General features: G+C 68.4%; 14 protein-coding genes. 10 read left to right on the forward strand and 4 right to left on the reverse strand.

Going from position 1 to position 13190, the window contains the following annotated elements; all coding sequences use genetic code 11:
- Nucleotides 1-226: 226 nt before the first annotated feature.
- Together OZ671_RS16275 and OZ671_RS16280 are read right to left on the reverse strand one after the other, a co-directional pair.
- The gene (locus OZ671_RS16275; protein ID WP_103168756.1) at nucleotides 227-868 is read right to left on the reverse strand and encodes a transglutaminase-like cysteine peptidase; all 642 of its coding nucleotides are present in this window, start codon (nucleotides 866-868) and stop codon (nucleotides 227-229) included.
- Nucleotides 869-1253: 385 nt separating this feature from the next.
- Nucleotides 1254-1841, reverse strand: a complete 588-nt coding sequence (locus tag OZ671_RS16280; protein WP_268861723.1) for an HAD-IA family hydrolase — start codon at nucleotides 1839-1841, stop codon at nucleotides 1254-1256.
- Between the two features lie 333 nt (nucleotides 1842-2174).
- On the opposite strand from OZ671_RS16280, the gene OZ671_RS16285 reads away from it, so the two are divergent.
- Entirely contained in the window at nucleotides 2175-3866 is a 1692-nt protein-coding gene (locus OZ671_RS16285; RefSeq protein WP_268861724.1) for an electron transfer flavoprotein-ubiquinone oxidoreductase, read from the forward strand.
- Between the two features lie 307 nt (nucleotides 3867-4173).
- On the opposite strand, the gene OZ671_RS16290 is transcribed toward OZ671_RS16285, so the two are convergent.
- Nucleotides 4174-4566, reverse strand: a complete 393-nt coding sequence (locus OZ671_RS16290; protein ID WP_268861725.1) for a hypothetical protein — start codon at nucleotides 4564-4566, stop codon at nucleotides 4174-4176.
- Nucleotides 4567-4712: 146 nt separating this feature from the next.
- Between OZ671_RS16290 and OZ671_RS16295 the strand changes: the two genes are divergently transcribed.
- A complete protein-coding gene (locus OZ671_RS16295; protein WP_268861726.1) occupies nucleotides 4713-5438 on the forward strand; it encodes a B3/B4 domain-containing protein in 726 nt (241 codons plus the stop codon).
- A 30-nt stretch (nucleotides 5439-5468) separates the two neighbouring features.
- Here OZ671_RS16295 and OZ671_RS16300 read toward each other — a convergent pair whose 3' ends face one another.
- Complete coding sequence (locus tag OZ671_RS16300; RefSeq protein ID WP_268861727.1) at nucleotides 5469-6176, reverse strand: ArsR/SmtB family transcription factor; 708 nt, start codon at nucleotides 6174-6176, stop codon at nucleotides 5469-5471.
- 134 nt (nucleotides 6177-6310) lie between these two features.
- Between OZ671_RS16300 and OZ671_RS16305 the strand changes: the two genes are divergently transcribed.
- The 8 genes from OZ671_RS16305 (at nucleotide 6311) to OZ671_RS16340 (ending at nucleotide 13113) form a co-directional block, all read left to right on the forward strand.
- On the forward strand, nucleotides 6311-6736 hold the full coding sequence (locus tag OZ671_RS16305) for a nuclear transport factor 2 family protein (RefSeq protein WP_038306734.1): 426 nt from the start codon (nucleotides 6311-6313) through the stop codon (nucleotides 6734-6736).
- A gap of 277 nt (nucleotides 6737-7013) precedes the next feature.
- Nucleotides 7014-7439: an OsmC family protein gene (locus OZ671_RS16310; RefSeq protein WP_038306736.1), complete on the forward strand. Its 426-nt coding sequence runs from the start codon at nucleotides 7014-7016 to the stop codon at nucleotides 7437-7439.
- 128 nt (nucleotides 7440-7567) lie between these two features.
- A complete protein-coding gene (locus tag OZ671_RS16315; protein WP_268861728.1) occupies nucleotides 7568-8320 on the forward strand; it encodes a hypothetical protein in 753 nt (250 codons plus the stop codon).
- Nucleotides 8321-8383: 63 nt separating this feature from the next.
- Nucleotides 8384-8548, forward strand: coding sequence for a hypothetical protein (locus OZ671_RS16320; RefSeq protein WP_268861729.1), 165 nt, complete (start codon nucleotides 8384-8386; stop codon nucleotides 8546-8548).
- A 109-nt stretch (nucleotides 8549-8657) separates the two neighbouring features.
- Nucleotides 8658-9605, forward strand: a complete 948-nt coding sequence (locus tag OZ671_RS16325; RefSeq protein ID WP_038306740.1) for a glycine--tRNA ligase subunit alpha — start codon at nucleotides 8658-8660, stop codon at nucleotides 9603-9605.
- Nucleotides 9602-10084, forward strand: a complete 483-nt coding sequence (locus OZ671_RS16330) for a DUF3828 domain-containing protein (RefSeq protein WP_268861730.1) — start codon at nucleotides 9602-9604, stop codon at nucleotides 10082-10084. The genes OZ671_RS16325 and OZ671_RS16330 overlap by 4 nt, the downstream gene beginning before the upstream one ends.
- 175 nt (nucleotides 10085-10259) lie before the next feature.
- Nucleotides 10260-12362 carry a glycine--tRNA ligase subunit beta gene (gene glyS / locus OZ671_RS16335; RefSeq protein ID WP_268861731.1) on the forward strand — a complete coding sequence of 701 codons (2103 nt, stop codon included), beginning with the start codon at nucleotides 10260-10262 and terminating at the stop codon, nucleotides 12360-12362.
- A gap of 31 nt (nucleotides 12363-12393) precedes the next feature.
- Nucleotides 12394-13113 (forward strand): IclR family transcriptional regulator, encoded by a 720-nt coding sequence (locus tag OZ671_RS16340; protein WP_268861732.1) that lies wholly within the window; start codon nucleotides 12394-12396, stop codon nucleotides 13111-13113.
- Nucleotides 13114-13190 lie beyond the last annotated feature (77 nt).

Below are 13190 nucleotides of genomic sequence, written 5' to 3' on the forward strand. Positions count from 1 at the left end.
CGGGCGGCCAACTCGGCCTCGCCCTCGGCAAAGCGGTCGGTCGCCGTCTCGTCGAGCGCAACGTCGACGCCGGCATCGCGGTAGAAGACGAGCAGCGCCTCGATTTGGTCGGGGGTCAGTTGCTGGACCATGGCCCCATCATAAGCGAAAGGCCGGGGCGCTGCGACTCGCCCCGGCCCTTCTGCCCCCACCCCTTGTGACCCCGGTGAGGGAATTCCCGTCCCGCTCAGCGGCGGGGGATTGCCACCTGGACCGGACCGGCGCCGCCGCCGTTCAGCGAGACCCACTGGTTCGGATCGGTCTGCGCCTGGCGCTTGATGAAGCGGTAGCCGGTCTCGTGCCAGAGCTTCACTTCGTTGTTGTTGTTGTCGAGGACATAGTCGCCGCGGTCGGTCACGACCGTCAGGATGGCATGGCCGTCGCCGTTGAGATCGCGCACGACGGTGATCAGCAGCGCCTCGCGCGGCACGCCGAGGGCGATCAGGCGGCGCTTCTTTTCAAGGACCAGATCCTCGCAATCGCCCTTGCCGTCGACCGGATAGGTCCAGAACTCCTCGACGCCGTAATGGTCGCGGTCCTCGACCTGCTCGATCGCCTGGTTCACCTGCAGGTTGACCTGGGCGAGTTGTGCGAAGGCGGTGGAGGTCAGCGTCAGGCGCCGCGCCTGCGACGAGCGCTGGCGGCAATCGGCGGCATTGTCGTTGCAGAACTGAACCCAGCCGATCGGGGCGGAGGTGCCGCCGCCGGGGCTGAGGGAAGCCGTCTGCCGCGACGGCTGGGACTGCGCCTGAGCCTGCGAAACACCGGCAAGAACGGCCGGCGCGAGAAAAAACGCCAGCAAAAACAAACAGGACGCAACGCGACTCATGGGTATTGATTCCCCGTAACCCTAGCGATGACTGCCCTGCGACCCGGGGGTCATTAATCCATTGTTCACCATTTCGCTCAAGCGCGACGTTAAGATATCGTTAACGGACCTTACCAGATCGTTAACGGCCTCGGAGCTTCGGCACAAGACGCATCGCGCCCGCGCCGCGCATGGGCGCGGCGGCGTCCGTCCTGCCCGACATGGGTACGGGAGCGGTGGCGCCGTGGACGCGGGCTTCGGCCCGGGCGCCTGACGCGGGGATCGGAGCCGGCCACGCGCGTTTTGATCGGCGACGGACGAACGGCACGCCGCGGAACGTCATGGCGGCCCCGGCCCCCTGCCGGCGGCCGGGGCACGCGTCGCGGCGGATGCCTGCGCCTCGGTGCTAGCGACCGGCCTCGTCCAGAAGATCGACGAGGCGGCGCGTTCCGTCCCAGACGACGGCACTCCATCCCCGCTTGCGGGCCGCCGCGACATTCGCTTCGGAGTCGTCGATGAAAAAGATGTCGGCCGGGCCAAAGCCGCTCTGGCGCTCGACCGCGGCGTAGAACGCCTCGTCCGGCTTGGCGCAGCCGAGCTCCGCCGCATAATGCATCGCGTCGAAATACCGGTTCAGGCCGAGTGTCTGCCAGATGTAATGTGCACGCTCGTGCTCCTGCACCGTCGCAAGATGCAGCGCCATGCCCCGTGCCCTGATGTCCGCAAGCTGCGCCAGCAGGTCGCGATCGAGATGGGCGTCGTGCTCGAACCAGTAGCGAATGAAGGCGTCGACGTCGATCTGCGGAGCGATCTCGGCGAGCACCGGCTGCAGGCGCGACCGGAGCGCGCAGTGGCCGAGGACGATGTCTCGCCAGTACGGCTGGAAAAATGCCGCCTGCAATGTCTTCCGGGACAGTCCGAGATCCCGCTCGATATGAGCCGCCCATCCCTGCCCGTCGGGATGCACGATCACGACGCCGTCGACATCCGCCATCAGAACCTTGAAGCGCATGGCCGGATCGTAGGAAAAGGCGGCCGGCGGCGATAGGGACGCCGCAACGGGCCTGAAATGCCATTTTGGCGCCTTGCGGCCGTCACAACCGAGTGTCCGACGGTCGCCGCGCGGCCGGCGCCCCCGTGAGCCGGCGGGAAGCCGCACGAACGGTCTTATCGATAAGGCACTTCGCGCGCCTGCCGCCGGCCTCCCGCCGCTTTCCCGCTCATCCGCCGGCCGGCCGCGTTGTCATCAACCGAAGGCCGTGCTTTAGAACCACATGAAAGTCGAACATGCGCGCGAAACGCGTGAGCGATGTCGGAAGGGATACTGATGGCCGCCGAAGCAACTGCCGATGCGATGGAACTGCCGGCCCGCGAGGGCATGGACTATGACGTGGTGGTGGTCGGCGGCGGCCCGGCCGGCCTGGCGGCGGCGATCCGGCTGAAGCAGATCAATCCGGACCTGTCGGTGGTGGTCGTGGAGAAGGGCTCCGAGGTCGGCGCCCATATCCTGTCGGGCGCGGTGATCGATCCCGTCGGGCTCGACAAGCTGCTGCCGGAATGGCGCAACGATCCGGACCGGCCGCTGAAGCAGGAGGTCACCGACGACCGCTTCTATTTCCTCGGCCATTCCGGCGCGCTCCGGCTGCCCAATTTCGGCATGCCCAAGCTGATGAACAACCACGGCAACTTCATCGGCTCGCTGGGCAATGTGGCCAAATGGATGGCCGCCCAGGCCGAGGCGCTCGGCGTCGAGATCTATCCGGGCTTCGCCGCGGCCGAGGTGCTCTATGGCGAGAAGGGCGAGGTCCTCGGCATCGCCACCGGCGACATGGGCATTGCCCGCGACGGCACGATCACCGACCGCTTCACCCGCGGCATGGAGCTGCGCGGCAAATATACGCTCTTTGCGGAAGGCGCCCGCGGCAGCCTGACCAAGCAGCTCATCGCGCGCTTCAAGCTCGACGAGGGCAAGGAGCCGCCGAAATTCGGCATCGGCCTGAAGGAGATCTGGCAGGTCAAGCCGGAAAACCACAAGCCCGGCCTCGTCCAGCACTCCTTCGGCTGGCCGCTGAAGATGGACACCGGCGGCGGCTCGTTCCTCTATCACGCCGATGGCGGGCTGGTTTATGTCGGCTTCGTCGTGCACCTGAACTACAGCAATCCGACGCTGTCGCCCTTCGACGAGTTCCAGCGCTTCAAGCAGCACCCGCTGGTCCGCCCGGTGCTTGAGGGCGGCAAGCGTCTGAGCTACGGCGCCCGTGCCATCACCGAAGGCGGCTACCAGTCGGTGCCGAAGCTCACCTTCCCGGGCGGCGCGCTGATCGGCTGCGCGGCCGGCTTCGTCAACGTGCCGCGCATCAAGGGGTCGCACAACGCGATCCTCTCCGGCATGCTCGCCGCCGAGCATGTCGCCGAGGCGATCGCGGATGCCCGCGCCAACGACGAGCCGCGGGCCTACGAGCTGGCCTGGCGGTCGAGCGCCATCGGCCAGGACCTCTATAAGGTGCGCAACGTCAAGCCGCTCTGGTCGAAGTTCGGTACGATCGGCGGCGTGCTGCTCGGCGGCATCGACATGTGGACCAACGAGCTGTTCAAGTTCTCGCTGTTCGGCACGCTGAAGCACGGCAAGCCCGACTATGCGACGCTGAAGCCGCTCTCCGAGGTGACGCCCATCACCTATCCCAAGCCCGACGGCGTCATTTCCTTCGACAAGCTGTCGAGCGTGTTCATCTCGAACACCAATCACGAGGAGGACCAGCCGGTCCACCTCACCCTCAAGGACCCCTCGGTGCCGATCGCCAAGAACCTGCCGGTCTATGGCGAGCCGGCGCGGCTCTACTGCCCGGCCGGGGTCTATGAGGTCACCTATGCCGATGCGGCGGCCAAGACCGACCCGAAATTCGTCATCAACGCGCAGAACTGCGTCCACTGCAAAACCTGCGACATCAAGGACCCCGCCCAGAACATCAACTGGGTGACGCCGGAAGGCGGCGGCGGGCCGAACTATCCCGGCATGTGACGGCTATAGGCATCGAAGACAGGCCCGTCCGAAAAGGCGGGGGCTCCGCCGCGGAGCCTCCGATGTCCGGATCCAGCACTCAGTCGCCGGCATGCCGCCATGATCCGAGGTCGGTTCTCGAGCAATCGACGCCCTTGTCGATCAGGGGCAGGCGGTGGTCGCTGGCGAGCGCATGGGCGAAGCAATCGCCGAAATTCAGTTGCGCGGCATGTCCCACAACCTTGCCGTATCGCGGCATCGCGTCGCATGCGCCCGAGCCGACGACACTCCCGCTGCGGCCGGGTTCCCCGCCCGCTATGTCGGCCGCTCAACGCCCGACGCGGAACAGCACCGCCTGATGACCGTTGCGGCACTGGGTCCGCACCCGGTCGCGCGTCTCCAGCGTCACCGTGCACTGCGTCGCCGGTGTCGTCCGGCCGTTGGCGCAACGGCCCTGGAACTGCATCTGGGCGCTGGCCCCGCGCGCCTGTCCCCGCCCCTGTGTGCCGCAGCGGTCCTGGCCCGGCGTCGTGAACAGTTCGCGCGCCTCGACGCGATTGCCGCGCACGCGCATCTCGACGCCGGCAGCGGCCCCCGGCCTTGCCGCCCATTGACCGGCGAAATCGGCGGTGCGGGGCGCGCCGGCCTGCTGCGCGACGGCAGGGGCGGCGGCGAGCCCGAGGGCGAAGACGAGAGCGAGCAAGGCGGGGCGAATGATCATGGCTGCAACCTGGCTTGGCCTTGCGGCGAATCCGTGGTGACCCGAGCCTAGCGCGAATCCGGCACCGAGGCATTGGCTTGCGGCGCGGGGCCGGCCCGGACTAATCGGTTGGGCGCGCCCGGCCGCTTGTCACACAGAGCCCGTTCATGTCCGTCAGCCTGTCGATCGAAGACCTCGTCGAACCTTTTCCCGCCTTTCGTGTCGCCCTCCTCGTTTGCGACGACCTGACCATCTCGGCCGGGCGGCCGCCGGCGCTCGACGCCGAGATCGCGGAGCGCGAACAGGCGGCACGGCGGATCTTCGCGGGCCAGGAACTGTCCGAAATCCCCGGCATCGCCGCCTGGCGCGCCGCCTATCGCGGCTTCGGCATCAAGAAGACCAGCTACCGCTGCTCGGTCGAGCGGCTGATGAAGAATGCCCTCGCCGAACGGCCGCTGCCGCGCATCAACAGTTTCGTCGACGCCTACAACGCCGTTTCGCTCAAGGCGGTCGCCTGTATCGGCGCCGACGACCATGACCGGATCGAAGCCCCGCTCGCCTTCCGTTTCGCCCGTACCGGCGACACGTTCATCGACATGGGCGCCGAACCGGGCGAGGATCCGAACGACCCGCCGAAGGACGGCGAGGTTGTCTATGCCGACCAGCGCCACGTGCTCTGCCGGCGCTGGAACTGGCGCCAGGATGCCCGTTCGATCATCACCCCGGCGACGCGCCGCGCCGTGCTGACCATCCAGACCAATGGCGCGGGCGACCTCGAGGCGGCGGTGGCCGATGCGATCGACCTGATCGGCAGGTCCTGCGGGGGGCGCGTCGCAAGCGCCATCGCCGAGGCCGGGCGGCCGGTCGTCACGGTCGAGGGCCGGGCCGCCTGACGATGCCGGACGCGAGACGGCGGGTCAGGCTCAGGCCGCCGTCGGCAGCGACCAGGTGTCGACGCCCAGTTCCTGCCGCAGCACCGCCCAGCCGGCGGGCGTGATCTCCACCGCCCGCGACGAGGGCGAGCGGCGGAACCAGCCGCGGGCGCAGCCGTGGCTGAGCAGCGCAACCCCGAGCGGACCGGCGAGATGATGCTCGCGCTCGGTCCAGTCGAGGCATTGCCGTGCCAGACCCTTGCGCGTTGCCTTGAGCCGGTCGACCGCCAGCCCCTGGGCGGCGAACCACGCGGCACCCGCCGGCGTCACCTCGAAGCGCTTGTCCGGCGCGGCCGCGAGGTAGCCGCGGCGTTTCAGGCCCTCCGCGACGGCAACGCCCACCTGGCCGGCAAGGTGATCGTAGCAGCAGCGCGCGAATTTCAGCCGGCGGGCCAGCGGGCTCAGCGGCCGGCGGCGCACCTCGCCGGGGCCGATCGCCGCCAGGCTTTCCAGCGCCTCGGCGACCTGCGGACCGGCCAGCCGGTAGTAGCGGTGCCGCCCTTCGGTCTCGACCGCGAGGAGGCCGCCGTCGAGCAGCTTGGCGAGATGCGAGCTCGCCGTCTGGGCGGTGACGCCGGCGGCATAGGCCAGCTCGCCGGCCGGCCGGGCCCGGCCGTCGACCAGGGCCGTCAGCATCGCCGCGCGCGCCGGATCGGCGATCAGGAAGGCGACTGCGGCAACGGATGGCTGCGGTTGCATCTGACATCTCCAGGATGGAACGGCACCATGGTAGCGCGGCGCGCAACGCCATGTTTCGACACGCATCGAACCGTTGCGCGCAACAATGCCTCTAAAGGTCGGATCTCCGACCACCGCTCTCAAGGGCAGGACCGATGACCGATCCGATCAACGATGCGCCCCGCCACGTCTTCGAACGCTGGCACGACACCATCCGCGCCCGCGACCTCGACGGCCTGATGGCTCTCTATGCCGAGGATGCGGTCCTCGAAACGCCGCTCATTCTCGTGACCCTGCCCGGTCGAAGCAGGGGAATTCTGACCGGCAAGCATGAGATCCGTGCCTTCTTCGAAGCCGGCCTCAAGCGCCTCGGCGCCAATCTCGGCCGCTGGTGGCGCACGGGCGTGTATTTCACCAATGGCCGCCAGCTCGTCTGGGAATATCCGCGCGACACGCCCGACGGCGACCAGACCGACCTCGTCGAGGTGATCGACCTCGCCGGCGGCCTGATCGCCCATCATCGGGTCTATTGGGGCTGGGTCGGCTTCCAGGCGCTGACCGCGGCGGCGCGCCGGGAATAGCGAATGGGCCAAGGGCGAGTGGGGAGTGGGGATGATCAAGCGGATGGCGGGAGCCCGGCCCCCGGCTGGCCCGGCCGACCGTCATTCGCCACGCGCTACTCGCCATTCCCCGTCTCCGCTCACGGGGCGGTGAAGGCGCGCCCCCTCGCCTCGCGAGCCCGAGGCGCCTATCGTGGTCGGGCGGCGCGAACCGAGACATTCGCCTGCTCCCAGGATCGAGCATGGCGAGCGACTGCCGGCAGCGCACCGTTCGTCCCGACGACAAGGAGCCAAGCCCATGATCCGCAGCGCAACCGCCGTCTGGAACGGCACCGGCCGCGATGGCCGCGGCACGCTCTCCACCCAATCCGGTGTGCTCGACAACACCGCCTACTCCTTCCACACCCGCTTCGAGGACGGCAAGGGAACCAACCCGGAAGAACTGGTGGCGGCAGCCCATGCCGGCTGCTTCACCATGGCGCTCGCCTTCGCGCTGCAATCCGCCAATCTGACGCCGACCGAGCTGAAGACGACCTGCGCGGTGACGCTCGACAAGGACGGAGCCGGCTTCAAAATATCGAAATCGGCGCTGACGCTGACCGCGACCGTGCCGGGCGTGACCCAGGAAAAGTTCGGCGAGATCGCCGCCGGCGCCAAGGCAGGCTGCCCGATCTCCAAGCTCCTGACCGCCGAGATCAGCCTGGACTGGACGCTCGCGGGCTGATCGCGGCGCCGAAACGGTTAACGTCCGCTGACCAAATTCGATAGCAAACGCGGAAATTCCCTAAGGTCACCCTTACATGGTGCGGGCGATCATCCAAGGCTCAAGCGACCCGCCCGCGCCCGGATCCCATGGCCGACGATTTCGCGATCAGCTTTCGCAAGACGCACGTGGCGTCGGCGGCAAACCCGCTGCCGGCGCGCGTCGGGTGGCCGCTCTGGCTCGTGGCCATGCTCGCCGCCGGCATCGGTTTCGCCGGCATGCACCATTGGCCGGCCCTCCGCGACGCGGCCCGGCTCGTCCGGGCCGAACCGGCGCCAAGTCGCCCGCCGGACGCAGGCGCTTCGCGCCATGCCGGCCCCCGCATCATCACCAGCATTCCCGGCATTCGCGAAACACCCGTCGAGAAACCGATCGGCATTCTCAGCCGGGCCGACCAGCCGCTGGACCTGACCTACACGGCCGCCGGGCCCGTCATCATCCGGACCGAGGCCAGCATCGTCGAGGTCGACGGCCCGAGCCTGCTCGTGCCGCCGGCGGGGCGTGCCCGCACCGCACGCGGCATGCTCGACCACGCGACCGCTCTCGCCAATGCCCTGAACCGGCTCGCCGAGACGCCGTGCGACCGCCACCTGCGCTATCTCGCCGCGGCCAATATCAATCTGTTCGTCGCCGCCTATTTTTCTCCCATGACGCCGATCAGGACCGCCGCCGACGCCAATGCCGCCTTCTGGATCCGCGCCGAAACCAGCATGGTGCGTCGGGCCGCGGCGGCTCTCATCGAGCGCGGAGCCCTCGGCCCGGCCGATTTCGGCCGCGACCGCTCCCCCGAGATCAAGGGGCTGTTCCTCGGCGTGCGCCAGGCGCTGCCCTCCTGTGCTTGAGCCGCGCTCGCCCCGTTTTCGCCGGATTGTTAAGACTTGATAAAGCATGCAATGGAGACACACATGTCGTCGCTTCTGACCGGGGCCGCCCTTGCAGCGATTGCGATCGCGGCCTATTCGCTGCTCCGCCGGAGCCTTGCCGAGCTGCAGCCGCGGCCGGTTCGGGCCGAGGCGCCGATCCGCCGCCTGCGGCGCGATCCGGTGACCGGCGAGTACCGCCCGTTCTGATCCGGTCCAGGGCTTCGCCGGCCGAGGCGCCGCGTCGCCCGCACGCCTGTTGACCCTCCCGGCATCGGTCCTTATTGCTCGGCCAGCATTCCAGCAAAGCCGTTGACCGATGTCCCTTTCCCAGCTTCCCGACCATATGCGGCCCGAACGCTCGTTTCAGGGGCTGATCCTGACGCTGCAGAGCTTCTGGGCGGACAAGGGCTGCGCCATCCTCCAGCCCTACGACATGGAAGTGGGCGCCGGCACCTTCCATCCCGCGACGACGCTGCGCGCGCTCGGCCCCAAGCCCTGGAAGGCGGCCTATGTGCAGCCGTCGCGCCGGCCCAAGGACGGCCGGTACGGCGAAAATCCCAACCGGATGCAGCATTATTACCAGTTTCAGGTGATCCTGAAGCCGAACCCGCCGAACCTGCAGGAGCTCTACCTGGATTCGTTGAAGGCGATCGGGCTCGATCCCGGCGTGCATGACGTGCGCTTCGTCGAGGACGACTGGGAGAGCCCGACGCTCGGCGCCTGGGGGCTCGGCTGGGAATGCTGGTGCGACGGCATGGAGGTTTCCCAGTTCACCTACTTCCAGCAGGTGGCCGGCTTCGAATGCGCGCCGGTCTCGGGCGAATTGACCTATGGCCTCGAGCGCCTCGCCACCTATGTGCAGGGCGTCGACCGCGTCTACGACCTCAATTTCAACGGCCGCGAGGGCGCCGAGAAGGTGACCTATGGCGACATTTTCCTGCAGGCCGAGCAGGAATATTCCCGGCACAATTTCGAGCATGCCGACACCGCCATGCTGTTCGAGCAGTTCCGCATGGCCGAAAGCGCCTGCCAGCGCTACCTCAAGGCGGGCGCGCCGGGAGCCGAGGACAACGATCCGCGCCACAAGATGGTGCTGCCCGCCTATGACCAGTGCATCAAGGCGAGCCATGCCTTCAACCTGCTCGATGCCCGCGGCGTGATCTCGGTCACCGAGCGGCAGAGCTACATCCTGCGCGTGCGCGACCTCGCCAAGGCCTGCGGCGAGGCCTGGCTGCAGACCGAAGGCGGCGGGCTCGCGGCATGACGCTTCAGCTCTCCCGGCGCGACTTCGTTTTCGGTGGCGCGGCCGGCCTCGCGCTGACGGCGGGCCCGGCCTGGTCCGCGGCGAGCGCCGAGAGCCCCGTCGATACGGTCAAGGCACTCTATGCGAAGCCCGTTGGCGCGTCCGACGCGCCTTTCCTGTCACGGCGGCTGAAGCGGCTGTTCGCCGCCCAGCGTGCCCGGGCGCGGCGCACCTCGGACGTACTCGCCGGCCTCGACTTCGACTATTCCTGCGGCTGCCAGGACTATGACGAGGCCTTCCGGCAGACTTTGCGCTACGATCTCGCCGGCCTGACCGCCCGCACCGCCCAGGTGACCGCGCATTTCGGCCTGTTCGGCGCGTCGCGCGCGATCGTCTACAGCCTGGTGAAGGAGAACGGCCGCTGGCTGATCGACGACATTGCCGGCAGCGCCGGACCGGGCGCCGACTGGCGGATGTCGCGCCTCCTCCGCACGCGCTGAGAAGGAGGCCGGGGCCGGCGCGCCGCCGGCCGCCATCTGGTTTCGGATATCGACGCGAGCCTGCGCCGGCAAGCTCTCGACGGACCGTTCTCAAGGCTTTATCACGCCAGCCAGACGATGATCGATCCGCCGCGCCCACCCGCGCGCCATCAGAAGACAGCCCAGGCCACTGCCAATGCCCGACCTTCTCATCGAACTCTTCGGCGAAGAGATCCCGGCCCGCATGCAGGCCGACGCCGCAGGTCATCTGCAGAAGGCGGTCACCAATGCCCTGGTCGAACGCGGCTGCCTCTACGAAGGCGCCCGGGCGCTGGTGACGCCGCGCCGGCTTGCCCTCTCCGTTCACGGCCTGCCGGTCGCGACGCCCGACATCACGGAAGAGCGCAAGGGGCCGCGGGTCGGCTCGCCCGATGGCGCGATCCAGGGATTCTTGAAGGCCTCGGGCCTCGCCTCGATCGACCAGGCCAAGATTGAAAGCGACCCGAAGAAGGGCGAGTTCTATGTCGCGGTCATCGAGAAGCCGGGCCGGCCGACTGCCGAGGTGATCGCCGAGATCCTGCCGGCCATCGTGCGCAGCTTCCCCTGGCCGAAATCGATGCGCTGGGGTGCGGCCTCCACATCCACCGCCTCACTGCGCTGGGTCAGGCCGCTGCATTCGATCGTCTGCACCTTCGGCCCGGAAACCGAGGACCCGGAGGTCATCCGCTTCGATATCGACGGCATCGCTTCCGGCGACGTCACCCAGGGCCACCGCTTCATGGCCTCTGGCCCGATCAAGGTGAAACGGCTCGACGACTATGTCGCCAAGCTCGAGGCGGCCAACGTCGTCGCCGATCCGGAAGCGCGCAAGAGCCGGATTCTCGCCGATGCCCAGAACCTCTGCTTCGCCCAGGGCTACGAGCTGGTCGAGGACGAGGGTCTGCTCAACGAGGTCGCCGGCCTTGTCGAATGGCCGGTCGTGCTGATGGGCGATTTCGAGGAGGCCTTCCTCGCCATTCCCGACGAGGTCATCCGCGCCACCATCCGGGCCAACCAGAAATGTTTCGTCGTCCGCGATCCGAAGACCGGCCGGCTCGCCAGCCGCTTCGTGCTGACCGCCAATCTGGAGGCGCGCGACGGCGGCAAGGCGATCGTTGCCGGCAACGAGAAGGTGATCCGCGCCCGGCTTGCCGACGCGCTCTATTTCTACCAGACCGACCAGCGCCCCCTCCCTGATTTCGAGGACAAGGGCAAGCCGCTCGACCAGCGCATGGCCAAGCTGCGCGCCCTCAATGTCGTGTTCCACGAAAAGCTCGGCACGCAGGGCGAGCGCGTCGACCGCATCAAGGCCCTGGCGCGCGAGATCGCGCCGCGGGTCGGCGCGGATGCCGGCCTTGCCGAACGCGCAGCCGAACTTGCCAAGGCCGACCTGATGACCGAGGTGGTCGGCGAGTTTCCCGAGGTTCAGGGCCTGATGGGGCGCAAATATGCGCTGCTGCAGGGCGAGGCGGAAAGCGTCGCGATCGCCATCGAGGACCACTATCGCCCGCAGGGGCCCAATGACCGCGTGCCGACCGAACCGACAGCCATCGCCGTGGCGCTCGCCGACAAGCTCGACACGCTGACCGGCTTCTGGCGCATCGACGAAAAGCCGACGGGCTCGAAGGACCCCTTCGCACTGCGCCGGGCCGCGCTCGGCGTCATCAGGCTGATCGTCGAGAACGGTCTGAAACTGCCGTTGAGCAGCATTCCCGGCTTCACCGCCGACCTGCTCGCCTTCTTCCACGACCGGCTGAAAGTGTCGCTGCGCGAAAAGGGCCAGCGGCACGACCTGGTCGATGCCGTGCTCGCCTCCGGGGACCGAAATGACGACCTTCTGGCCGTCGTCCGGCGGATCGAGGCGCTCGCCGAGCTGCTGGCGACCGAAGACGGCAAGAACCTGCTCGCCGGCACCAAGCGCGCGGCCAATATCCTGCGCATCGAGGAGAAGAAGGACGGGGTCAGCTATGACGGCGCGCCGGATGCGGCGCTGATCCACGCCGCCGGCCTGCCCGAGGAGCGCGCGCTGTTCGGGCTGCTGCAATCGGCGGCGGGCCATGCCCGCGACCATGTCGCACGGGAGGATTTCGCCGGCGCCATGAAGGTGCTCGGGGAACTTCGGCCGGCCGTCGACGCTTTCTTCGACAAGGTGACGGTCAATGCCGAGGATCCTGCCGTGCGGGCGAACCGTTTGAGATTGCTCGGCGAATTGCGAACGGCCACGGCCGCCGTGGCGGATTTCTCGCGCATCGAGGGGTAAGGCGGGGCCTCGCCTCCCCGATGGGAAGGGGATGAGCGTGCCGAAAGTGCCGGACCACAAGAGCAGCCCAGATGCCGGCCTCCATCGGGAGGGCCTCCCGGCGCTCGACCGGGCCCTGTCGCTCCTTGCCGCCTTTACCGTCGACCGACCGACGCCCAGCCTCACCGAGCTCGCCGCCGAAAACCGGGTCTACCGGGCGACCGTCCAGCGCGTGATGGCCTCGTTCGAGCAGGCCGGCCTGGTGCGCCGGCTCGATGGCGGCCGCTATGCGCTCGGGTCCGAGATTGCCCGCCTCAACCATGTCCGCACGTCGGGCTCGGCGCTGGAGGCCCTGGTCATGCCGGTGCTGCGCGCGCTCGCGGACGCGGCCCGCGAAAGCGCGACCTTCTACATCCGCCAGGGCAACAAGCGGCTCTGCCTCTGCCGGGTCGGCCTGCCGGGAGAGGAGACTGACCAGCTCGCCGCAGGCGCCCTGCGCCCGCTCGACCGCGGTTCGAGCGGGCGTGTCCTGCTCGCCTTTTCGGGCGAGCCCGGCCCGCTCTATGATCAGATCCGGCGCGAGCGCATCGTCGCCCTCGCCGGCGACCGGGTGGCCGACGTCGCCGGCATCGCCGCACCGGTTTTCGGGGTTGCCGGCGAACTGGTCGGCGCGGTGGCGCTGACCATGCCGCGAGACCGGTTCCAGGCCGCCGACCCCCGGCTCGTCGCCGATGCGGCAAGCCGCCTCACCGCCCTGCTCGGGCGCGGCTGAGCGCACCTTACCAGATTGAGACAGCACGCAAAAACACGCAGAACGAGAGAATGATGCCCCTCGACATCATCCGGAAA

The sequence above is a fragment of the Phreatobacter sp. AB_2022a genome, assembly GCF_026847585.1.
GTDB lineage: Bacteria > Pseudomonadota > Alphaproteobacteria > Rhizobiales > Phreatobacteraceae > Phreatobacter.

Excerpts from the sequence above, each read along its gene's own strand:
- OZ671_RS16280 (WP_268861723.1), bottom strand. The coding sequence starts at position 1,841 with ATGGCGGATGTCGACGGCGTCGTGATCGTGCATCCCGACGGGCAGGGA.
- OZ671_RS16340 (WP_268861732.1), top strand. The coding sequence starts at position 12,394 with ATGAGCGTGCCGAAAGTGCCGGACCACAAGAGCAGCCCAGATGCCGGC.
- OZ671_RS16310 (WP_038306736.1), top strand. The coding sequence starts at position 7,014 with ATGATCCGCAGCGCAACCGCCGTCTGGAACGGCACCGGCCGCGATGGC.
- OZ671_RS16300 (WP_268861727.1), bottom strand. The coding sequence starts at position 6,176 with ATGCAACCGCAGCCATCCGTTGCCGCAGTCGCCTTCCTGATCGCCGAT.
- OZ671_RS16285 (WP_268861724.1), top strand. The coding sequence starts at position 2,175 with ATGGCCGCCGAAGCAACTGCCGATGCGATGGAACTGCCGGCCCGCGAG.
- glyS (WP_268861731.1), top strand. The coding sequence starts at position 10,260 with ATGCCCGACCTTCTCATCGAACTCTTCGGCGAAGAGATCCCGGCCCGC.
- OZ671_RS16330 (WP_268861730.1), top strand. The coding sequence starts at position 9,602 with ATGACGCTTCAGCTCTCCCGGCGCGACTTCGTTTTCGGTGGCGCGGCC.
- OZ671_RS16320 (WP_268861729.1), top strand. The coding sequence starts at position 8,384 with ATGTCGTCGCTTCTGACCGGGGCCGCCCTTGCAGCGATTGCGATCGCG.
- OZ671_RS16325 (WP_038306740.1), top strand. The coding sequence starts at position 8,658 with ATGTCCCTTTCCCAGCTTCCCGACCATATGCGGCCCGAACGCTCGTTT.
- OZ671_RS16295 (WP_268861726.1), top strand. The coding sequence starts at position 4,713 with ATGTCCGTCAGCCTGTCGATCGAAGACCTCGTCGAACCTTTTCCCGCC.
- OZ671_RS16315 (WP_268861728.1), top strand. The coding sequence starts at position 7,568 with ATGGCCGACGATTTCGCGATCAGCTTTCGCAAGACGCACGTGGCGTCG.
- OZ671_RS16275 (WP_103168756.1), bottom strand. The coding sequence starts at position 868 with ATGAGTCGCGTTGCGTCCTGTTTGTTTTTGCTGGCGTTTTTTCTCGCG.
- OZ671_RS16305 (WP_038306734.1), top strand. The coding sequence starts at position 6,311 with ATGACCGATCCGATCAACGATGCGCCCCGCCACGTCTTCGAACGCTGG.
- OZ671_RS16290 (WP_268861725.1), bottom strand. The coding sequence starts at position 4,566 with ATGATCATTCGCCCCGCCTTGCTCGCTCTCGTCTTCGCCCTCGGGCTC.